Consider the following 19,284-nt stretch of genomic DNA (forward strand, 5'->3'; position numbering starts at 1 on the left):
TGCTCAGCTTGTTCATGTGGGGTTCGCCATTGAAAAATGCTCGACAAAGTCTGCGAACACTTGAGATGCAATGGCTGCGTCTTCAGCCGACATGGTTTCGCCTGGGTTGTGGCTGGTGCCGCCGTTGCCGCAACGTACGAACAGCATGGCCATTGGCGCAATTTCGGCAATGATTATGCCGTCATGACCTGCGCCTGACGGGAGGCTTCGAGGCGTGCAGCCATGTCGTTGCATTGACTCTTTCAGGCGCTGCTGCAACCACTTGGCGCAAGCGACACTGGCAGCTTCGTAGGTTTGCTCGAGATTTTTGCGGATTCCTCGCCGGATGCAGATGTTTTCGATTTCAGTCTGGATGTCGTCAACTGCCAGCTTGCGAATCGAGTCTTTATCCGCCCTGATATCGATCGACATTACTACGTGACCCGGAATGACGTTTCCGGCACCGTTGGTAACGTTGAGCTGGCCAATGGTGCCCACCAATCCAGGCGACTCATTACAGCGTTTCTCAATGTAAAGGGCTATTTCGGCACCGGCCATCAATGCATCATGACGGGAGGCCATCGGTACAGTTCCGGCATGCCCGGCCGTGCCTTGCAGTTCCAGAATAAAACGGCTTGAGCCGGAGATTGCAGTGACAACGCCAAGAGCGAGGTTTTCTTCCAGCAATACCGGACCCTGCTCAATGTGAACCTCAAGATAAGCGGCGATATCGCCCTCTGGCATCGCTGCCGCGCCCAGTTGAGCCGGGTTCAGGCCTTCACTTATCATCGCTTCGCGCATTGAGACTCCATTGTCATCGACATTTTCAAGAACGGCCGTCTCAAAGCTGCCTGCAATGGCCCGGCTGCCAAGAAGAGGGGCATTAAAGCGAACTCCCTCCTCCTCGCAAAACGCGATGACTTCGATAGGAAAGGGGAAGCGCCGGCCCTGACGGTTCCAGTCACCTACGCAGGCTATGGGCAATAGAATGCCCAGGGGGCCATCGTACTTACCGCCATCGCGGACGGTATCGAAGTGTGAGCCTGTCATCAGGGAGGCGCAGCAGGGGTCGGTGCCCTCATAGCGGCCAATGACATTACCGACAGCGTCTTCTCGTACGTCCATACCGGCCTCGCTCATCCATGCCGCGATCTGTCTGGCGGCACCGCGATGGGCTGCCGTCAAATAGGTTCGCGTCATCTTGCCTTCCTGCTCGGTGTGCAAAGCCAGAATCTCGATGCGGGTCATTATTTCTTGACCCAAGGTGGCGAAGTTACCGGTATCAGTTTTCGTCATGGTTGCCTGCTTTGTGGAGGTGCCATCAGGATTGCTGACCAGCCGGGTGTGCAAACAGACCGGAAAGGGCGGGATCAATATTTCCGAGTTCCGCGGAAGCCGGGACAGAGTAACTACCCGCCTGGGGTTTGGGGAAGTTCAGCCGGGCCAGCGATTCCAGCATTCCCACTCCGCATGCAATTCCATCAAGCACGGGGACCGGGATGTCAGGTTGGATCTTCCTATGCAGACCAACCAACGCTGCACCAGCCAGTATCAGCGCATCGCAGTGTTCCCCGTCGACCAATGCTTGTGACGCATTACGAATTAACTTCAGGGAATTTTCGGGATCCGCGTAAAGGGCTGCAGCAGAGGAGTCGATCACGCGCATGCCAGCCAGACGGGGCTCAAAGCCACAGGCAACGATGCGCTCGCGGTAAAAGGCGGCGTTACGTGCTCCGGGTAATACCACGCCGAAGCGCGAGCCAACCATAGTTGCGACATGGCATGCCGCCTCTGTCATGCCGACCACCGGTACCGCTAACAACTCTCTTAGGGCGGACACTGCTGTGTCATATGAAATGCCCACCAGTACAGCGTCATAAGGCTCTTTGATGGTCGCAATCGTCTCTAACATCGAATAGGCCGAAACCACCTCTGCAGAGCGACTGGCGACAACCTCCGCGCCCCGTGCGCACTTTGCAGCGAAGACGGTGGTGTCTGGTGCCGCATTGTGCCGGGCTTCAGTTAGCAGCGCCCGGGTGATGCTTTCACTGGTATTACCATTTAAAAGAAGAATGCGCATAAAGAGAGTGCTCGCCTTGATTGCCCACATTTTGATTAGAAGCTAGCAAGGTTGGTGCCAATGACAAATTGTGTACAATTTTGTCTTTATTTTGTTTGTTGTTGGCTCTCTTTCTTTAAAGATTGAAGATGGGTCGATGTAAGTTTGGTAGCCAGAAGGTCTTTTTTTGCACAAAAAAAGCACATAAACGATTAATTTGCGCCCAATTTGTGCAAATAAATACCGTTTGTTGTTGTTTTAATCTTTTATGGATTGAGTACAAGCAAAATAATAATTGTATGCATTTTATGCCTGAATCGCTTGTGGTCTAAGGGGTGACGCTTGCGAGAATGGGCAGATGAAACGCCATGCGAGCCCATTTTAACTTCTATGGCACAGTCCTTGCTCCTCCAGAACTATCGGTCGCACCTGAGTGCTTCGGTTACGGAAGAATCAATTCTGTATTCGTGAGAGATGTAGGCCGTTTCCCTTAGAGTTCAGCTATTTTTGATAAATATTTCAAACGGTTGGAGTGCTTTATGTGTGAAAGAAACGGAAATTACATGCAAGACGTAGAAGAGTTAATTTCAAAGTCGCGTCGTAATTTTTTAAAAGGAGGGGCTGCAGCAGGTGCTGCAGTACTGTTGCCAATGGGACTTGCGGCTACGCTCAATCCGACGGCTGCGTGGGCGTCTGATAGTACCGTGATTAAGGCAACACATGGCACCGGGTTTTGTAATCTTGGGTTGTTTCTGGTCAAAGAGCGCAATCTGGCGAAAGAGGACGGTGTCGAGCTTGATTTTGTCGTGACACCTTCAAATGCGGATATCGTTACGCTGTTTGGTGCCGGCCTGGTCGATATGTCTATGATTCCATACTCTCAGTTCATCACGTTGTATGACGCGGGGGCACCTGTGAAGATCGTCGCTGGCGGTGGTGTTGAGGGGTGCATGATCATCGTCAAGGAAGGTATCAAGAGTGCGGAAGATCTGAGAGGCAAGACGCTGGGAACATTCCAGGCGGATACCCTCGAAGTGCTGCCATACGATTACCTTAAGCAGAATGGCATGAGCTTTAATGATGTTAAGGTCCGTCATTTTAATACCTCCCCTGAAATGGCTCAGGCATTTATAAGCGGTGCCATTGATTCGATGTGTCACATCGAACCGTATGCGTCCCAGTCACTCGCATCCCGTGAAGGCGCTACCATCCTTTCAGATGGTATCGATCTATACGGTAAGGCCTATTCGGATTGTGTCTTGGCGGTACGGAAGCCATTGCTGGAAAAAAATCCAGAAGCAATTAAGGCGACCATTAAGGCCATGTTCGTAGCCCAAAGTCAGGCGGAGTCCGATCCTGAAGCTGCGTTGCAAGATACAGTCGGCAAGTACTACAAAACGTCGATGGAGGCCTCGCGTAAAGCCAGTAGCAAACAGCCTGTAAATGTTGATCAGCGAAACCAGACCAGTTTCATTCTGGATCGTGGCCAATCTTTGAAAGAGCTGGGCTACATCAAAAACCTGCCAGGCAGGGACGCTATTGACTGGACACTGCTTGAGCAGGTTATCGCGGAGAACCAGGAGCTTTATAACAGCTTGAAACTGAAGTCTGCCGGTGTTGTCTGATCGCTTTCAGTGATCTGGTCGGTCAGGCGTAATGCAGCGTCTGTGGTAGTTGGTGGCGCTGCATTATGCCGACCGTCTTGGCTTGGTGGTAACGCATGAATCAATCAGAAATAGATCAGGAATAATTCTATGGCTGTACCCGCTATTTCCTGCAAACAGGTTTCGAAGGTCTGGAAGCCCGATGGTCCCGCGCCTTTGCTGGCGTTAGATGAGTTGTCTTTTGAGGTTGCTCGTGGCGAGTTTGTTGTTTTGCTGGGGCCGTCAGGCTGCGGAAAAAGCACTTTGCTCTACATGATTGCGGGCCTTGAGTCGACAACGTCGGGAACGATTGAGTGCGATAAATTGCCAGTAGAAGGGCCCAGCTCCGATCGTGGAATGATTTTTCAGGAAGCGTCACTCTATCCGTGGCTGACCCTTGCTGACAATGTGACTTTTGGTCTTGGTCTTCGTGGTGTTGGGCCTGAAACCCGGCGGAAAGTCGCCGGTAAAATCATGAAGAAAGTCGGGCTCGGCGATATGCTGGACAAGCGTCCTGATGAACTCTCTGGCGGTATGCGGCAGCGGGTTGCGGTGGCGCGTGCGCTTGCGATGCAGCCGAAAGTGCTGATGATGGACGAGCCGTTTGCCGCCCTTGACGTTCAGACAAGAGCCAAAATGCAGAGCTTCTTGCTTCAGATCTGGCGTGATAGCTCGGCCTCAATCATTCTCGTAACCCATTCGATTGATGAGGCTATCTCACTGGCGGATCGCATCATCGTATTCACGTCACGCCCTGGTCGTGTCAAAAAAGACATCCGGGTTGATCTTGAGAGGCCTCGCAGTCCGCGCGATCCCGCTTTTCACGCATTGCAGGATGAACTATCCGAATTGCTGGCCGATGAGGTTGATCGTTCTTTTGCTGATCAGCAGCGAAGTGTCATGGGCAGCCACTCTTTGTGAGTCGGCCAGAAAATAGCGAGGATACTGTGAAAAGCACCAACGAACTCACCGCGAACTTCTCCAGTGCTCCATCTGAATCCAAGAGTATGGCAGGAGTGCTGTCCGACAAAATGAAGTGTCGATTAGAAACTGCATTTTGGTGGAGTTTATCGATTAGCATCTTTGTTGGTATTTGGGAGCTATGCTGGTACACCGGCTGGGCAGATCCTTTGCTGATGCCGCCACCGCATATTTTCTTGTCAGATTTATCGGAACAGTTCAAGTTTTTTGATCGAAGCAACATCATTGGCAGTGATCAGACTGGTGCCAGTGTCCTCGGCGTCTTGTCGGTTCTTCTTTGGACGACGATGCGAGTAGTCGCTGGGCTGGGAATCGGATTTTTGCTGGGGGTTGCTACCGGGCTGTTCAGTCGCTACAACCGAATCTTCGGTAATTTGTCTCTGCCGTTAGTCACTTTGTTGGCGCCAATCTCTCCGGTTGCCTGGCTGCCCGTTGCGATATTTTTGTTCGGAATCGGCAACATGCCCGCAATTTTTATGGTTTTCGTTGCCGTGTATTTCATTATCACTCTGGCAACTTTGGATCAGATTGACAATGTACCGATCAGTTATATACACGTCGCCCGGATCATGGGGGCAACCAGGCGACAGATCTATACCCGTGTGATTCTGCCGTCAATCTTACCAGGCCTGTTTATGACGCTGCGTCTGAACCTGTTCGCTGCATGGATGGTGGTACTTATCGCTGAAGCTGTTGGGGTTGGCAGTGGGCTTGGACAGATTGTTATGTTGGCACGCAATACGTTCAACTCATCGCTGGTGTTCTTCAGCATGACCCTGATTGGGCTGCTTGGCTTTATGTTGGATCAGTTGCTGCGCATCGTACAGAGGCGTCTGCTGTGGTGGCTGGATCAGGAAGGGCGCAAGTAGGCAATGTGACCGCTGGCACTGTGACTCCGGTCAAAAACTTTTATGGGTTTGTACCTAAATCTCTAAGGAATGAAGTCCCATGACAGAATCAATCTTTAAAGCAAAATGGATCGTTCGTGGTGCGATTGATCGTGATAATGTTGATATATTGGAAAACGGAGCGCTCTTCCAGCGTGACGGCGTCATCGTTGACATAGGCTCACTCGCAGATATCGAAGCAAAATACCCGAATGTTGAGGTTATTGGGTCGGACGACCAGATTATTTTGCCAGGTTTCGTCAATGCCCATCACCACGTCGGAATGACGCCCCTGCAACTTGGCTCACCCGATCATGCCCTTGAGTTATGGTTCGCCAGCCGAATATCGGCACGCGATCTCGACCGTTATCTGGATACCTTGTATTCGTCTTTTGAAATGATCGCGTCTGGAATTACTACGGTTCAGCATATCCATGGCTGGATGCCGGGCCCCCTGGAAAGGATCAATCATTGCGCGTCGCAGGTGCTTCAGGCGTATCGCGACGTTGGGATGCGTGCCTCCTATTGCTACGCTGTGCGTGAGCAGAATCGCCTTGTATACGAAGCCGACGAAGCGTTTGTCGCGCGGCTTCCGGCTGATTTGCAAGCATCCGTTGCAGAGCACCTGAAAAGCCAGGCGATACCTTTTGAGGATAACTTGTCTCTGTACGATAACCTGGTTGCGGAAAACGAAGGTCAGTCACGAACCCGCATCCAGCTGGCGCCAGCTAACCTTCACTGGTGCACTGACAATGGTTTAAGTGCGCTTGAAGAGCGTTCGCTACGAGATAATGTTCCGATGCATATGCATCTTATGGAAACGGCTTATCAGAAAGAATACGCGCGTCGTCGTACGGGGACCACGGCTGTAAAGCATCTGGAGAAGCTTGGAATTCTCAGCTCGCGTCTGACATTGGGACATGGCGTCTGGCTGACAGAAGAAGATATAGAGATTGCAGCAAGCCACGGTACCTGTATTTGCCACAACTGCAGCTCTAATTTCCGTTTGCGTAGTGGTGTCGCACCGCTTAATGTTTTCGAGAAACACGGTATGACGGTCGGTATCGGGCTTGATGAGGCTGGTATCAATGATGACCGCGACATGCTCCAGGAGATGCGCCTTGTCCTGCGTGCACACCGTGTTCCGGGGATGGATGACGTGGTGCCGACTGGGCCGCAGGTGTTGCGCATGGCATCCGAACACGGTGCAATGACGACCCCGTTTGGTGAGGATATTGGCCGCCTCGATGTCGGTCGTATGGCTGATTTTGTTGTGATCAATCATCGCAAAGCATTGTGGCCGTATCAAGACGACCTTATCCCTATTCTCGACTCGATTATACAGCGCGCTAAGACAGAGTCGGTTGATAAGACTGTGGTGGGTGGCGAAGTTATATATGAAAATGGTCGCTTCACGCGTGTTGATCGCGATCAGGTTCTCAACGAAATCGCTGAGCGTCTGTCGAAACCCCGTACAGCAGAAGAGGAAAAACGAGTCCACTTAGCCAAGGCTGTTTTCCCGCATGTGAAAAAGTTTTACGACGGTTATCTTGACGGGCAGAAGTGCAAGCCGTTTTATTCGACGTCCTCCAGTATCTGAACAGCAGTGCCGGCATCATTCACTGATGATGCCGGCGTTCTCCATAACTCTGGCTCCCTTCAAAATCAGGCGGGTATAAAGGTTGCTGAGGCAGCTGATCAGTCAAGGAAAGGTAGAAGCGTGTCGTTGATCAGTCGTTCGAGGTGTCTTGCCGTCGCCAGTACCCGGTGGTCTGCAAATCTGGGCGCAATGATCTGTAGCCCCACCGGAAGGCCCTTGTTGTCGGTGCCACAGGGAACGGAGCAGGCTGGTGCAAATACCTGATTAATCATCCAGGTGAAGGCCGCGTGGTCGCGGGCGTTGGCCTTGTTCCCACCAATTACTGAAGGCCAGTTTTCTGACAAAGGCCAGGCGGTTACCGGCGCGGTCGGGCACAGAAGAACGTCGATCGTCTCAAAGCATGCGACAAAATGAGTGTGAAGCTCTTTTCTGAAGCGAAGGGCGTTTGCTACATCAACGCCCTTGAGCTTCAGGCCCTCACGGATTTGTTGTGCAACGTCAGGATCAAACCGTTCTTTGTTCTGTTGATACTGAGCGCCATAAATCGCTGCCAGCGCGGATTTCTCCAGCGCGGCAATCCGCGCCTCACTGGTGAATTCCGGCCAGCGCGGGGTTATCGGATGGACGGGCAAGCCATTGTCACGCAGGCGGTCGACAGCAGCCGACACTGTCCGTGCTACATCTTTATCAACTGAAACTGCCAGTCCAAGGTTGGGGCTAAAACCAAGGCGCAACGGTCGTGATGAGGCATTCTCTGCTATGCCGGGAATAATATGTTCGCTTTCGCCAATAACTCCCATCGCAAGATCAATGTCGGCCACAGTTCGTGCAAAGACGCCAATGGTGCTATTGCCAAAATCCGGTCCTTCGAAACCAGGGCCTTCCGGCACGGTGCCGCAGGATGGCATGAAGCCAATGGTTCCGGTATGGGATGCAGGGCGACGTATGGAGCCCCCTGCATCTGTACCTAGTGCCAGGGGGCACAACCTCGCTGCGACCGCAGATGCAGATCCTCCGGAAGACCCCCCCGGAGTGCGTTCTAAGTCCCATGGATTTCTGGTCGCTCCGTAAAGCTTGTTAGTTGTAACCCCCCTGCATGCAAACTCTGGTGAATTGGTGATTCCAAGTATGATTGCTCCCGCGCTTCTCAGGCGCGCCACGGCCGCCGAGTCTTCTGGTGCAATAAACTCTTCAAAAAGTCGTGATCCCTGGGTTATGGGCCAGTTTTTCACCCATAGGCAGTCTTTGATTGCGACGGGCACTCCTGCCAGTGGAAGAAACTCCCCTTCGTTGAGTCGCTTTTGGATTACCTCCGATTGGTGTTGAATATCGTCCGGGTTCCAGTAAACAATTGCATTGATCGCAGGGTTGCACAATTCCAGTCTGTGGATGAACGTGTCAGCCACTGCGCGGGCCGTGATGACCCCTCGATTCACACGGTCGGCCAGTTCAGTTGCATTCAGGTCAGTCAGGTTCTCGATTGTTCAGTCCTCCGCCGGGTCAAATGAAGATGGGGCCGTGACAAGTCTCAGGTCAGTCAGCGTTCAGATGCGATCAGGTGATTGGTGATTTGCGATTATCTGATCCCGGACTTAAGCAAAAAGCTGGCCAAAAATGGCAGTATGTCCGTTGTGTGGGTAAGAGCGAGGCCTTTTGTGTATTTCGGGCCCTGCAAGCCAAAAATAAGTGCACCAAAGTCGCGCGCATGAGCACCGTATGAGCACAAGGTGGCTGGATTGCAGGGCGAAGGCGTGGACTGTCCATTGCTTTATCCGGCATGCCAAATGTTTGTGGTTACACTTCAATTTATGTAAGCCACCGGGAGCCTCCGGTGTGCTGGTATCTGCGGACGGTTTAAAGGATGATTTTTAACCCGCTTCGAGATAGAATGGCGGCCCAATTTTCAGGGGTTACGGCATGCACAACGGTAGGCCGGGCCAGCCATTCAGACAGGGGCAGCACATCCATGTTTAATCGTGATATGAAAATCGCCGGTTTCGATGACGAACTGTGGAACGCCATGCAGGCGGAAGAAAAGCGTCAGGAAGCGCACATCGAACTGATCGCGTCAGAGAACTACACCAGCCCCCGGGTCATGGAAGCCCAAGGCAGTGTGCTGACCAATAAATATGCCGAAGGCTATCCTGGTAAGCGCTACTATGGTGGTTGTGAGTTTGTGGATATTGCTGAGCAACTGGCGATTGATCGCGCCAAAGAACTGTTTGGAGCGGCCTATGCTAATGTGCAGCCGCACTCCGGCTCCCAGGCAAACTCAGCCGTATTCATGGCTTTGGTTCAGCCCGGCGATACCGTTCTGGGTATGAGTCTCGCTCATGGCGGACACCTGACTCACGGTGCTGGCGTAAACTTCTCCGGTAAAATCTATAACGCTGTTCAGTATGGCCTGAACCCGGAAACCGGTCTGATTGATTACGATGAACTGGAAGCGCTGGCGGTTGAGCATAAACCGAAGATGATCATTGCTGGTTTTTCGGCATACTCTCAGGAGCTGGATTTTGCCCGTTTCCGTGAGATTGCTGATAAAGTAGGTGCCTACCTGTTTGTGGATATGGCTCATGTGGCAGGCCTGGTTGCTGCGGGTGTATACCCGGACCCGGTTCCTCACGCCCATGTTGTGACTACCACTACCCACAAGACGCTGCGTGGCCCACGTGGTGGTCTGATTCTGGCTTGTGATGATGAAGCTCTGCATAAGAAACTGAACTCTGCCGTGTTCCCCGGTGGGCAGGGTGGTCCTTTAATGCACGTGATCGCAGCTAAGGCTATCTGTTTCAAAGAAGCCATGAGCGATGAGTTCAAAGCCTACCAGGCGCAGGTCGTAAAGAATGCTTCGGCTATGGCTGAGGTGTTCATTGAGCGTGGCTATGATGTCGTTTCTGGTGGTACTAAAAACCATTTGTTCCTGGTCAGCCTGATCAAGCAGGATATTACCGGTAAAGATGCCGATGCTGCCTTGGGCCGTGCGCATATCACTGTGAACAAGAATGCCGTTCCGAACGACCCACGCTCGCCATTTGTTACGTCTGGTCTGCGCGTTGGTACCCCGGCCGTGACGACTCGTGGTTTCGGTGAACAGGAGTGTCGCGATCTGGCGGGCTGGATGTGCGATATTCTGGATAACCTTGAAGATGAATCGGTTATCAATCGGGTACGTGAGCAGGTTGAAGCTGTTTGTGCCCGGTTCCCGGTTTACGCCTGATCGGCGCTGAGTGAGTTTGCCCGGGAGGCCCGGATAGGCCTTCCGGGTTCGTCTTTTTCGGAGCATTTGAATTATGCATTGTCCTTTCTGTGGTGAAGCCGATACGAAGGTGATTGATTCGCGCCTGGTGGCCGAAGGTGACCAGGTGCGCCGCCGCAGGGAGTGCTTGTCCTGCCATGAAAGGTTTACCACGTTTGAAACAGCTGAATTGGTGATGCCTCGAGTGGTCAAGCAAGATGGTACCCGGCAGCCTTTCGATGAAGAGAAGCTGCGGGCTGGTCTGATGAAGGCTCTGGAAAAGCGACCAGTGAGCATCGAGGAAATCGAGGCGGCACTGAACCGAATTAAATACCGGCTGCGAGCAACCGGCGAACGTGAAGTGAAGTCGATGCAGCTGGGCGAAGAGGTGATGACGGAATTGCGTCAGCTGGACAAAGTAGCGTATGTGCGTTTTGCCTCTGTCTATCGAAGCTTCCAGGATATTAATGAATTCAAGGAAGAAATCGAACGCTTGTCGCAAGGTAACGGCGATGCCGTAGATGTTGCCCGCGCTTTGGTTGAAACTCCTTCAGCCAAAGGAAAGGCATGATTTCTGACCGTGACAGGGCAATGATGGCCCGGGCTATTCAGCTGGCCTGGAGGGGGCGCTATTCCACTCACCCTAATCCCCGTGTGGGGTGCGTGATTGCCAAGGGGAATCGCATTGTGGGCGAAGGTTGGCATGAGCGGGCAGGCGAGGCGCATGCGGAAGTGCGCGCTTTGAGTCAGGCCGGTCATGAAGCCCGTGGTGCTACCGCGTATGTTACTTTGGAGCCGTGCAGTCATTATGGCCGTACACCGCCCTGCGCTAAAGCGCTGGTTGATGCCGGGGTAGCCCAGGTTTTTGCGGCGACCAAAGACCCGAACCCGGCAGTTTCAGGGCGGGGGCTCGATATGTTAAGGGATGCTGGTATCAGGGTAACCGAAGGTGTGCTAGGTGAACAGGCGGCCCGCTTGAATCCAGGCTTCATGAAACGCATGAATAAGGGGCGCCCGTGGGTGCGTCTCAAAATGGCTGCGAGTCTGGATGGTCGTACTGCTATGGCCTCTGGTGAGAGCCAGTGGATTACCGGCCCCGATGCTCGCAGGGATGTTCAGCGGTTGCGTGCGATGAGTGATGCCATTTTGACGGGAGTAGGTACCGTTCTGGCAGATGATCCGTCGATGACTGTGCGCCGTGATGATATGGGGGATCTTGGTGAGGCCGCAGCGCCTGTACGGCAGCCGCTGCGCGTGATTGCCGACCGTGATGCCCGCACACCGACAACTGCCCGGATTCTCCGTGGTGGCAATGTCCAGGTGTTTTGTGCCAGCTCTGCGCGATCGACGGCTCCGGCACAGGATCTGGCAGCGTTAGGTGTGAGTCTCGCCGGCGTTGCGTGGAAAGATAATGGTGTAGATGTTGCCGAATTGCTGGATGCCCTCGGGGAAAAGGGTATTAATGAACTATTGGTAGAGGCCGGGCCAACCTTGGCGGGAACCTTTATCAATGAGAATCTGGTGGATGAGCTTTGGTTGTACCAGGCCCCAGTGTTTTTAGGGAGTACCGGGCGCCCGACAGCGCATTTGCCCATTGAAGTTATGGCTGACAAAGTGCAATGGAAAGTGCTGGATCGCCGCCAGGTGGGAGAGGATCAGCGCTTGATCCTCGTCCGTTGCTAATCATTCAATTCATTCCTCAGCGCTGTTACAGGTAACAGTCGGGGTGAGAGGGTGCAGAACCGTATGGCACTGAACAGCATTAAAGACATCATCGAAGATATTCGTCAGGGCAAAATGGTCATCCTGATGGATGATGAAGATCGTGAGAATGAAGGTGATCTGGTGATGGCTGCAGAACACTGCACGCCGGAAGCGATCAACTTTATGGCGCGCTTTGGTCGCGGGCTTATTTGCATGCCGATGACCCGCCAGCGTTGTGAACAATTGGGCTTGCCGTTGATGGTCCAGGAAAACGCTTCGGGTTTTGGTACTAAGTTTACGTTGTCGATCGAAGCTCGGGAAGGCGTGACTACCGGTATTTCTGCGGCTGACCGGGCGCGTACTGTGCAAGCAGCGGTTGCTCGTGATGCTAAAGCATCGGACCTGGTACAGCCGGGTCATATTTTCCCGCTGATGTCAGATCCCGGCGGTGTCTTGAGTCGTGCCGGCCACACAGAAGCGTCTTGTGATCTGGCGGCTTTGGCCGGTTGCGAACCCGCAGGTGTGATCTGTGAAGTTATGAATGACGATGGCTCTATGGCTCGCCGTGAAGATCTGGAAAAGTTTGCCGAAGAGCATGGACTTAAGATTGGCACCATTGCCGACTTGATTCATTACCGCACCATGAATGAAAAAACCGTGGTTTGCGTAGAAGAGAATGAGCTGGATACAGAGTATGGCGTTTTCACACTGCGTACATACCGGGACAATATTCAGGGTTCTACCCATCTGGCAATGGTCATGGGCGAAATCGCTCCGGATGACCCGGTTTACGTTCGTGTTCATATTACTGACACACTTCGTGATCTGTTGGGGGCTCGACGCAAAGATTCCAGAAGCTGGCCGTTGCACCACGCATTAGAAAAAGTGGCTAATGAAGGCAAGGGTGTTGTTGTACTTTTGAACAGTGCTGAAGACAGTCGCAATCTGGAAGATCGTATTCAGGAGTTTTTTGATGAGGGGCGTGGCGCTTCAGGCAAGGGTAGCTCTGGCGTGTACTTTACAGTGGGTACCGGCTCTCAGATTCTGCGTGATATCGGCGTAAGTAAAATGCGCCTGTTGAGCCCGCCCGTTAAATTCTCTGCCATATCCGGGTATGACCTGGAAGTGGTGGAATATGTACCTTACTCCCCCGAATGATAACCTGGTTGCAGCTAAAGAAACTGTAGCCTGCGAAGGAGCCCGAGATGGCAGATATCAAAGTAATTGAAGGTGATTTTACCCAGTGCAATGGCCGTTACGCCCTGGTTGTAGGTCGTTTTAATAGTTTCGTTGTGGAAAGTCTGGTAGATGGCGCTGTGGATACGCTTCGCCGCCATGGTATTGCCGACGACGACATCACGATCATCCGTGTGCCGGGAGCTTACGAAATGCCGCTGGCGGTTAAGCGTGTGGCAGAAACGTCTGATTATGATGCGATTATTGCTCTGGGTGCGGTGATTCGCGGAGGTACACCGCACTTTGAATATGTGGCAGGTGAAGCTTCCAGTGGTTTAGGTGCCGTGAGTCTGGAGACAGATGTGCCTGTTACCTTTGGTGTGCTGACGGTAGATTCAATCGAGCAGGCTATTGAGCGCTCGGGGACTAAAGCTGGAAATAAAGGCGCGGAAGCGGCTATTACTGCCCTGGAAATGGTCAGTCTGTTTAAAAAGTTGGGTGAGTAATGAGCGAAGCAGGCGATACAACCCCTCAACCGGGGAATACAAACAAGCCTAAGGCCGGTGATCGTCGCCGAGCCAGAGCTCTTGCGATGCAAGGGCTCTATCAGAGGCATTTCAGCAAAACGCCGATTTCGGATATTGAAGCTGAGTTCATGGTTGATAACGACATGAGCAAGGTAGATATCATGTACTTTCGGGATGTTCTGCGTGGTGTGCACCGTGAACAGGCCGAACTGGACCGACTGCTGGAACCGTACCTTGATCGTCCTATGAAAGAGGTGGACCCGGTTGAGCTGGCGATTGTTCGCCTGGGTGCCTATGAACTGAAACACCGCATTGATGTGCCCTACAAGGTGGTGATTAACGAAGGTATCGAAATGGCTAAGCGCTTTGGCGGTACTGAAGGTCATAAGTTTGTGAACAGCATTCTGGACAAACTCAGCCGCCGCCTGCGGTTAGCTGAAACCCGTCCGCGCTGATTCATGGGTGAATTCGAGCTGATCCGGCAGTATTTTCAGCCGCTGGCAGGCAATGCCAGGAAGGGTCAGCTCGTGCTTGGTCCTGGTGATGACTGTGCTGTCCAGCGCGTGCCACCAGGACGGGATCTGGTGTTTTCTGTCGACACTCTGGTTGAGGGTGTCCACTTTCCTCTGCAGTATTCTCCTGATTACCTTGGCTGGCGGGCACTGGCCGTAGCAACCAGTGACTTGGCGGCGATGGGTGCTGAGCCTGTTTGTTTTACCCTGGCCCTTACGCTTCCTGTAGCAGAGCCAGGTTGGCTGGCTGGGTTTTCCGAAGGCCTTGCGAAGGCCAGTTCTGCATTCGGGATTGCGCTTGCTGGTGGTGATACAACACGTGGACCGCTAACCATCAGTCTTCAGGTGCACGGTACGGTAGTTCAGGGGCTGGCTTTGCGCCGGTCAGGTGCAAAACCCGGTGATTTTGTGTGTGTCACCGGGCCTCTGGGGGATGCCGGAGCTGCGCTGGACTATCTTGATGCACGAAAGCCCACTCCTATGCAGCAGGCATTACTTTCGCGTTACCATTACCCTCAGCCCAGGCTAGACCTGGGGCAGGCTTTGGTCGGCAAAGCCTCGTCGGCCATCGATATATCGGATGGTTTACTGGCAGACTTACAGCATATTCTGGATGCTTCCAATGTCGGGGCTGAGCTTGATGCTGCCAAAGTTCCTTTGTCTGAAGCATTGGTGCAATTGAAGGGCCGGGATGCTGTAACGCTGGCCTTGAGTGCCGGGGATGACTACGAGCTGTGCGTCACCATCGCGCCGCAGGTTCTGGCCGGGCTGGATCAGCAGGTTCGTGATCGGTTGACGATTGTCGGGCAGGTTCACCGAGAGCCAGGGCTGAGGGTTGTTGGCGCAGGGGGTGGTATGGAAACCCGGGGATTTGATCATTTTGGGAGGTCTGCTTGACGGACAACAATCTAATGCAGGAGCCGGATAACATTCAGGCGATTTTGCCTCCGGGCTTTTTATTTAACCCGGTACATCTTCTGGCTTTTGGTTTTGGCAGTGGTGCGATGCCCAAGGCTCCAGGCACTTGGGGGAGCCTTGCCGCGATTCCAATATGGTATACCTTTGCCTGGACGCCACCGCTGGCCTACTGGTTGATTGTGTTGGCGGCTTTTGTGGTGGGTATCTGGTTGTGCGGTAAAACTGCAGATGATCTGAAAGTGCATGATCACGGCGGCATCGTGTGGGACGAATTTGTTGGTATGTGGATCGCTCTGGGCCTGTTTCCGGGCGAGATCTATGGTGTGCTGATGGCGTTTATGCTGTTTCGTTTATTCGATGTGCTCAAACCCTGGCCGATAAACTGGTTGGACGCCCGGATGCCAGGAGGGTTGGGGATTATGTTTGATGATGTTGTAGCCGGAGGTATGGCTCTTGCCTGCCTTTGGGCAATTGACCTCTGGATAATGCCTTTCATCGTATGATGGGCATTATTCTGAGGGGCTATTAGTGGAGTTGCGATTCCTCTGGGAGTAATTTCACTACATGAAGGAAGCGTTTCAGGCCAATCTCGGCTCGTTCACGAGAGGCAAATGGCCCGCTGTCGAAGCCTTCCCGGGTTGTGAAGTACCATTTACTTCCGACACAGAAGAAGCGATTACTGCGAAAAGGGGGCTGTGCGCTTTCGCCCGCGCGTTGTTGAGTATTCATGTTTTCTCCTGATCCCGCTTATTTTTTTTGCTTGGGCGTCGTATCGTGTAAGTTGATTTGTTTAGAATTAGCTCAATTACAGCCGAATTCAATATTTTTCTGAAAAAAGGATATAGAAATGAGCATGTGTCACATTCGTAAACTTTTCAAGTTCGCGGTGATTATGGTGAGTTTGCTGATGGCAGGCTGTGCTTCTTCATTGAGCAAGATTGATACCTGGGACGGTGATTTGCCTGAGGCGGTAGAGCCGGCTGTACTTAAGGCGCCGGGTAATATTCAGGTGGCCGAGGTGAATGGTAAGTCAATGAAGAATTTCCTGATGGATGACCTTGCTCTGGATTACGGCCTGCGTCCCGGGAATAATGAAGTTGTGTTTAGCTACAAAACGATTTGGGCAAAATCTGGTGTGGTAGACAATGGTGAGTCGAAGGTTCATGTCATCAGGACAGAGCCCAAGGTTGTTCGTTTTAATGCAGAAGCCGGCACGGTTTATCACTTTGAGTTTGATGAGCCGTCGACACGTCGGGAAGCTGAAGCGCTGAGGGACAGTTTTACTGCCTCGATTGTCAGTTCAACGGGCGAGCATGTTGCCGAAGCGGATGCCTGGAGCGGCAGATCTGAGGTGAGAACCCCGGTTTCAGCGGGCGGGACAAGTTCTTATACCGGAGCTACGGCAAACACGCTGGAGAAGCTGCAGGCACTCTGGGGTGAAGCAACGGACGAAGAGAAGAAGACCTTCCTGCGTTGGGCGTTCGAATAATTGCAGTGGCGCTGGTCAGCCGCAGGGGTTGGCTAGCGCTTAATGCGCGGCAGGCGCTTTTTCAGTAAGGTTTCTAGATAACTTAATACCCCATCCGTCAAACTTTGTGTGTTTGTCATCGGGGGCGCTTCCAGAATGATCTCTCCGGCCGTTCCAGCTTTCTTTTCAATGCTATCTACGCTCTCTTGAACCAGCTCTTCCAAGCGCTCTCCATCCGGGGCGACATCCGGGCACAGGGTGAAGTTGAGTGTGAGCTTACCTTCATAACTCACCGCGACAATGACCATCCCCATGCTGTCAAACAGCGGCGCGCTGTTGTATTGCTGAACGAGCTTGGCACCTTGCAGATACAGAGGGGCCTGGGGGCCGGGTACATTGGTGATGGGCAGGTTGAACAGCGGCTGGTAGCGTTGGGCAACCCGAAGTTCCGAATATAGCCGGGCAGACAGTGCCAATAGCGTGGATGGCAATAGTTCTGTCAGGCGATCTGCTGCAATTGCTTCCCGGTATGGTTCTGACTCAACGGCATTGCGATGAATGAGTCGAATTCTGACCGCTGGGTCTGGTTCTGCTGTGGCAAGGTCCAGTAGCATGGCTGACATTTGGTTGCCGGTAGCCCGCCGTAAGCTGCTGGATCTGACCGAGATAGGTGTCATGGCGACCAGTGACTTCGAATTATCGATTCCCTGAAGCGCCAGGTATCTGCGCAGAGTTTCAGCGCAGACGCCTAGAACTACATCGTTGAGGGTGACGTCGTTGAGGTTTGCCTTGATCTCTTTCAGGCGTGACAGTTCAATACTGGCGGCGACAATCTTCCGCTTGCCCGTAATCTCTTGATTAAACGGACTGTGGGGTGCGGTAAATAACGGTAAGGGGAAGGGCAGCCTGTGCACTTGCTTTTGAATGAGCCCGCGAGTTGTGGCTTCAGCCGTGTTGTAGGCCAACGAGGCAAATTGCATGGGTGTTTTAAGCATGTTCGCACCCGCCTGCAGAAAAACCCGTTCTTCGGAAGGTTCAGGCCGAGGTTTCCAGGGGCGGGGAGGGTTAATGGGCCTGGGGTCTGGCGTGTACTCCAGAAGTTTGCCCATGATTTCTTCGCCACTGAAGGCGTCAATAGATGCATGGTGAAGCTTGACGATCAGTGCGAAGCCTTCTTTTTCGCCTTCTTGGGTGTCTATCTTGAAACCATCGACAAAGGTAATGTGCCACAGGGGGCGGTCCCGTTTCAGGGGCTGTTCCAGGATTTTGGATGCGAGAGAGGTAATGCTGGCCTGTTTGCTGTGTTCGCCTAAATTAACGTAAGCGGTGTGTCGCTCGATGCTGAAATCCGGGTCATCGACCCAGTACGGGCGCCCGAGTCGAAGAGGAATTTCTTTCAGTTTTTGACGAAAGACTGGAGCGACATGCAGTCGGCTACGTAAGTAAGCGATAAAGGTACTGAAGGGAAGGGGATTGTCCCGTTCACTGGCATCAAAAAGATAAACACCCCCGATATGCATGGGTGTGGTTTCTGACTCCAGGTACAGAAACGAAGCGTCCAGTTCCGACAGCTGCTGCATCCAGTGGGCTCCCTGTTGTATTACGCATTTCCAGATAAACCGGAGTATATCTTAAAGTACGGGGGCTTCTGTTGGCTCTTTTGCTTTAGATTTATTCTATTTCCAGCCAATTCTTGAGCTGGACATCTTCGGATAACTCCCTCCAGAACCACATCAGCGCTTTACCTTTATCATCACGGTGGCGTGCAAGGTGAATACTTATTGGGGCGCGTGGCTCGTGAACATCCTTGGCAATCAGTGTTCCGTTGGCAAGTTGCTGCCGAATTCGGGGTTTTGGCAGCCATCCCACTCCCAGTCCTGCTTCCTGTATGGCGATTTTCTGATCAATGTTGGTGACCGTAATGGTCCGCTGTCGGCTAAAAATGCCAGCATGACCGGGGGATAGGGCACGGGATGTGTCGGCGGCCACGGCGGCTGGATATTGAATGATTTGTGATTCGGAGAGTGCTCCCTTGAGCTTCGCCAAAGGGTGGTTTGGTGCGACGGCGAAAACAAAAGGTACCTGCCCTAAAGTCCTGGTGGCAAAAGAACCTGTGGGTTTGCTGAGCAGGTCGGCGCCGACAATGAGATCTACACGTCTGCTTTGTAGTGCATCCCAGGCGCCGGCAAAAACTTCCTCGATAATTTGTACGTCCACAGGAACGCTAAGATTCTGAAAATTACGGATGGCGGGCATCAGGCATTCGGCTGGCAGGAGCGAGTTGAAGCCGATTCGAAGCCGGGTTTCCCAGCCTTGAGCAATCTGCTGCGTGCTGTGGGCCAGGTTTTCGGCTGCATTCAGGAGTGCTCTGCCCTCATTCAGAAGATGACGCCCTGCGGGTGTTAACACCGCTTTGTGGCCCGTGCGGTCAAAAATGCTGACGTTAAGGTCTTCCTCTAGCTTCTGGATGGTATAGCTGATGGCAGAAGGAACCCGGAACAGTTCACTGGCAGCTCCGGCAAAGCTGCCTTTGCGGTCAATTGCGTCCAGCACTTTGAGTGCGTCAATGGTTATGGTTGTATGCATGAGCGA

General features: G+C 52.8%; 19 protein-coding genes. 13 read left to right on the forward strand and 6 right to left on the reverse strand.

Features of this window, described 5'->3' with window-relative positions; translation table 11 throughout:
- Nucleotides 1–12: 12 nt before the first annotated feature.
- Nucleotides 13–1,275: an allantoate amidohydrolase gene (locus ABYA77_RS08190; protein ID WP_372965467.1), complete on the reverse strand. Its 1,263-nt coding sequence runs from the start codon at nt 1,273–1,275 to the stop codon at nt 13–15.
- Between the two features lie 25 nt (nt 1,276–1,300).
- Nucleotides 1,301–2,059 carry an aspartate/glutamate racemase family protein gene (locus ABYA77_RS08195; RefSeq protein WP_372965468.1) on the reverse strand — a complete coding sequence of 253 codons (759 nt, stop codon included), beginning with the start codon at nt 2,057–2,059 and terminating at the stop codon, nt 1,301–1,303.
- Nucleotides 2,060–2,577: 518 nt separating this feature from the next.
- On the opposite strand from ABYA77_RS08195, the gene ABYA77_RS08200 reads away from it, so the two are divergent.
- The 4 genes from ABYA77_RS08200 to ABYA77_RS08215 all read left to right on the forward strand — a co-directional run bounded on the left by ABYA77_RS08200 (nt 2,578) and on the right by ABYA77_RS08215 (nt 7,149).
- Nucleotides 2,578–3,663, forward strand: a complete 1,086-nt coding sequence (locus ABYA77_RS08200) for an ABC transporter substrate-binding protein (protein WP_372965469.1) — start codon at nt 2,578–2,580, stop codon at nt 3,661–3,663.
- 129 nt (nt 3,664–3,792) lie between these two features.
- Complete coding sequence (locus tag ABYA77_RS08205; RefSeq protein WP_372965470.1) at nt 3,793–4,602, forward strand: ABC transporter ATP-binding protein; 810 nt, start codon at nt 3,793–3,795, stop codon at nt 4,600–4,602.
- 236 nt (nt 4,603–4,838) lie between these two features.
- The gene (locus ABYA77_RS08210; RefSeq protein WP_372965471.1) at nt 4,839–5,531 is read left to right on the forward strand and encodes an ABC transporter permease; all 693 of its coding nucleotides are present in this window, start codon (nt 4,839–4,841) and stop codon (nt 5,529–5,531) included.
- Between the two features lie 79 nt (nt 5,532–5,610).
- Nucleotides 5,611–7,149, forward strand: coding sequence for an amidohydrolase family protein (locus tag ABYA77_RS08215; RefSeq protein ID WP_372965472.1), 1,539 nt, complete (start codon nt 5,611–5,613; stop codon nt 7,147–7,149).
- A 98-nt stretch (nt 7,150–7,247) separates the two neighbouring features.
- On the opposite strand, the gene ABYA77_RS08220 is transcribed toward ABYA77_RS08215, so the two are convergent.
- Complete coding sequence (locus ABYA77_RS08220) at nt 7,248–8,555, reverse strand: amidase (protein WP_372965473.1); 1,308 nt, start codon at nt 8,553–8,555, stop codon at nt 7,248–7,250.
- A 560-nt stretch (nt 8,556–9,115) separates the two neighbouring features.
- Between ABYA77_RS08220 and glyA the strand changes: the two genes are divergently transcribed.
- From glyA to ABYA77_RS08260, 8 genes are all read left to right on the forward strand, one after another.
- Entirely contained in the window at nt 9,116–10,369 is a 1,254-nt protein-coding gene (gene glyA, locus ABYA77_RS08225; protein ID WP_372965474.1) for a serine hydroxymethyltransferase, read from the forward strand.
- Between the two features lie 73 nt (nt 10,370–10,442).
- Nucleotides 10,443–10,958 (forward strand): transcriptional regulator NrdR, encoded by a 516-nt coding sequence (gene nrdR / locus ABYA77_RS08230; RefSeq protein ID WP_372965475.1) that lies wholly within the window; start codon nt 10,443–10,445, stop codon nt 10,956–10,958.
- Nucleotides 10,955–12,070 (forward strand): bifunctional diaminohydroxyphosphoribosylaminopyrimidine deaminase/5-amino-6-(5-phosphoribosylamino)uracil reductase RibD, encoded by a 1,116-nt coding sequence (gene ribD, locus ABYA77_RS08235; RefSeq protein ID WP_372965476.1) that lies wholly within the window; start codon nt 10,955–10,957, stop codon nt 12,068–12,070. The genes nrdR and ribD overlap by 4 nt, the downstream gene beginning before the upstream one ends.
- 63 nt (nt 12,071–12,133) lie before the next feature.
- Nucleotides 12,134–13,249 (forward strand): bifunctional 3,4-dihydroxy-2-butanone-4-phosphate synthase/GTP cyclohydrolase II, encoded by a 1,116-nt coding sequence (ribBA, locus tag ABYA77_RS08240; protein WP_372965477.1) that lies wholly within the window; start codon nt 12,134–12,136, stop codon nt 13,247–13,249.
- 47 nt (nt 13,250–13,296) lie between these two features.
- Entirely contained in the window at nt 13,297–13,773 is a 477-nt protein-coding gene (ribE, locus tag ABYA77_RS08245; RefSeq protein WP_372965478.1) for a 6,7-dimethyl-8-ribityllumazine synthase, read from the forward strand.
- Nucleotides 13,773–14,249, forward strand: a complete 477-nt coding sequence (gene nusB / locus ABYA77_RS08250; RefSeq protein WP_372965479.1) for a transcription antitermination factor NusB — start codon at nt 13,773–13,775, stop codon at nt 14,247–14,249. Before ribE ends, nusB begins: the two co-directional genes overlap by 1 nt.
- 3 nt (nt 14,250–14,252) lie before the next feature.
- Nucleotides 14,253–15,203 carry a thiamine-phosphate kinase gene (thiL, locus tag ABYA77_RS08255; protein ID WP_372965480.1) on the forward strand — a complete coding sequence of 317 codons (951 nt, stop codon included), beginning with the start codon at nt 14,253–14,255 and terminating at the stop codon, nt 15,201–15,203.
- A gap of 14 nt (nt 15,204–15,217) precedes the next feature.
- Entirely contained in the window at nt 15,218–15,727 is a 510-nt protein-coding gene (locus ABYA77_RS08260) for a phosphatidylglycerophosphatase A (protein WP_372965499.1), read from the forward strand.
- Nucleotides 15,728–15,749: 22 nt separating this feature from the next.
- Here ABYA77_RS08260 and ABYA77_RS08265 read toward each other — a convergent pair whose 3' ends face one another.
- A complete protein-coding gene (locus ABYA77_RS08265; RefSeq protein WP_372965481.1) occupies nt 15,750–15,953 on the reverse strand; it encodes a DUF6316 family protein in 204 nt (67 codons plus the stop codon).
- A 118-nt stretch (nt 15,954–16,071) separates the two neighbouring features.
- On the opposite strand from ABYA77_RS08265, the gene ABYA77_RS08270 reads away from it, so the two are divergent.
- On the forward strand, nt 16,072–16,713 hold the full coding sequence (locus tag ABYA77_RS08270) for a DUF2057 family protein (protein WP_372965482.1): 642 nt from the start codon (nt 16,072–16,074) through the stop codon (nt 16,711–16,713).
- 32 nt (nt 16,714–16,745) lie between these two features.
- On the opposite strand, the gene ABYA77_RS08275 is transcribed toward ABYA77_RS08270, so the two are convergent.
- Both ABYA77_RS08275 and ABYA77_RS08280 read right to left on the reverse strand, forming a co-directional pair.
- A complete protein-coding gene (locus ABYA77_RS08275) occupies nt 16,746–18,272 on the reverse strand; it encodes a wax ester/triacylglycerol synthase family O-acyltransferase (protein ID WP_372965483.1) in 1,527 nt (508 codons plus the stop codon).
- 91 nt (nt 18,273–18,363) lie between these two features.
- The gene (locus ABYA77_RS08280) at nt 18,364–19,278 is read right to left on the reverse strand and encodes a LysR family transcriptional regulator (RefSeq protein WP_372965484.1); all 915 of its coding nucleotides are present in this window, start codon (nt 19,276–19,278) and stop codon (nt 18,364–18,366) included.
- Between the last annotated feature and the right edge of the window lie 6 nt (nt 19,279–19,284).

The organism is Marinobacter sp., from assembly GCF_041595835.1.
In the GTDB taxonomy this organism is placed as follows: Bacteria; Pseudomonadota; Gammaproteobacteria; order Pseudomonadales; family Oleiphilaceae; genus Marinobacter.

Bases quoted from the DNA above. Each gene is read 5' to 3' on its own strand.
- ABYA77_RS08190 (WP_372965467.1), bottom strand. From the start codon at position 1,275: ATGACGAAAACTGATACCGGTAACTTCGCCACCTTGGGTCAAGAAATA.
- ABYA77_RS08195 (WP_372965468.1), bottom strand. From the start codon at position 2,059: ATGCGCATTCTTCTTTTAAATGGTAATACCAGTGAAAGCATCACCCGG.
- ABYA77_RS08200 (WP_372965469.1), top strand. From the start codon at position 2,578: ATGTGTGAAAGAAACGGAAATTACATGCAAGACGTAGAAGAGTTAATT.
- ABYA77_RS08205 (WP_372965470.1), top strand. From the start codon at position 3,793: ATGGCTGTACCCGCTATTTCCTGCAAACAGGTTTCGAAGGTCTGGAAG.
- ABYA77_RS08215 (WP_372965472.1), top strand. From the start codon at position 5,611: ATGACAGAATCAATCTTTAAAGCAAAATGGATCGTTCGTGGTGCGATT.
- glyA (WP_372965474.1), top strand. From the start codon at position 9,116: ATGTTTAATCGTGATATGAAAATCGCCGGTTTCGATGACGAACTGTGG.
- nrdR (WP_372965475.1), top strand. From the start codon at position 10,443: ATGCATTGTCCTTTCTGTGGTGAAGCCGATACGAAGGTGATTGATTCG.
- ribD (WP_372965476.1), top strand. From the start codon at position 10,955: ATGATTTCTGACCGTGACAGGGCAATGATGGCCCGGGCTATTCAGCTG.
- ribBA (WP_372965477.1), top strand. From the start codon at position 12,134: ATGGCACTGAACAGCATTAAAGACATCATCGAAGATATTCGTCAGGGC.
- ribE (WP_372965478.1), top strand. From the start codon at position 13,297: ATGGCAGATATCAAAGTAATTGAAGGTGATTTTACCCAGTGCAATGGC.
- nusB (WP_372965479.1), top strand. From the start codon at position 13,773: ATGAGCGAAGCAGGCGATACAACCCCTCAACCGGGGAATACAAACAAG.
- thiL (WP_372965480.1), top strand. From the start codon at position 14,253: ATGGGTGAATTCGAGCTGATCCGGCAGTATTTTCAGCCGCTGGCAGGC.
- ABYA77_RS08260 (WP_372965499.1), top strand. From the start codon at position 15,218: ATGCAGGAGCCGGATAACATTCAGGCGATTTTGCCTCCGGGCTTTTTA.
- ABYA77_RS08265 (WP_372965481.1), bottom strand. From the start codon at position 15,953: ATGAATACTCAACAACGCGCGGGCGAAAGCGCACAGCCCCCTTTTCGC.
- ABYA77_RS08270 (WP_372965482.1), top strand. From the start codon at position 16,072: ATGAGCATGTGTCACATTCGTAAACTTTTCAAGTTCGCGGTGATTATG.
- ABYA77_RS08275 (WP_372965483.1), bottom strand. From the start codon at position 18,272: ATGCAGCAGCTGTCGGAACTGGACGCTTCGTTTCTGTACCTGGAGTCA.
- ABYA77_RS08280 (WP_372965484.1), bottom strand. From the start codon at position 19,278: ATGCATACAACCATAACCATTGACGCACTCAAAGTGCTGGACGCAATT.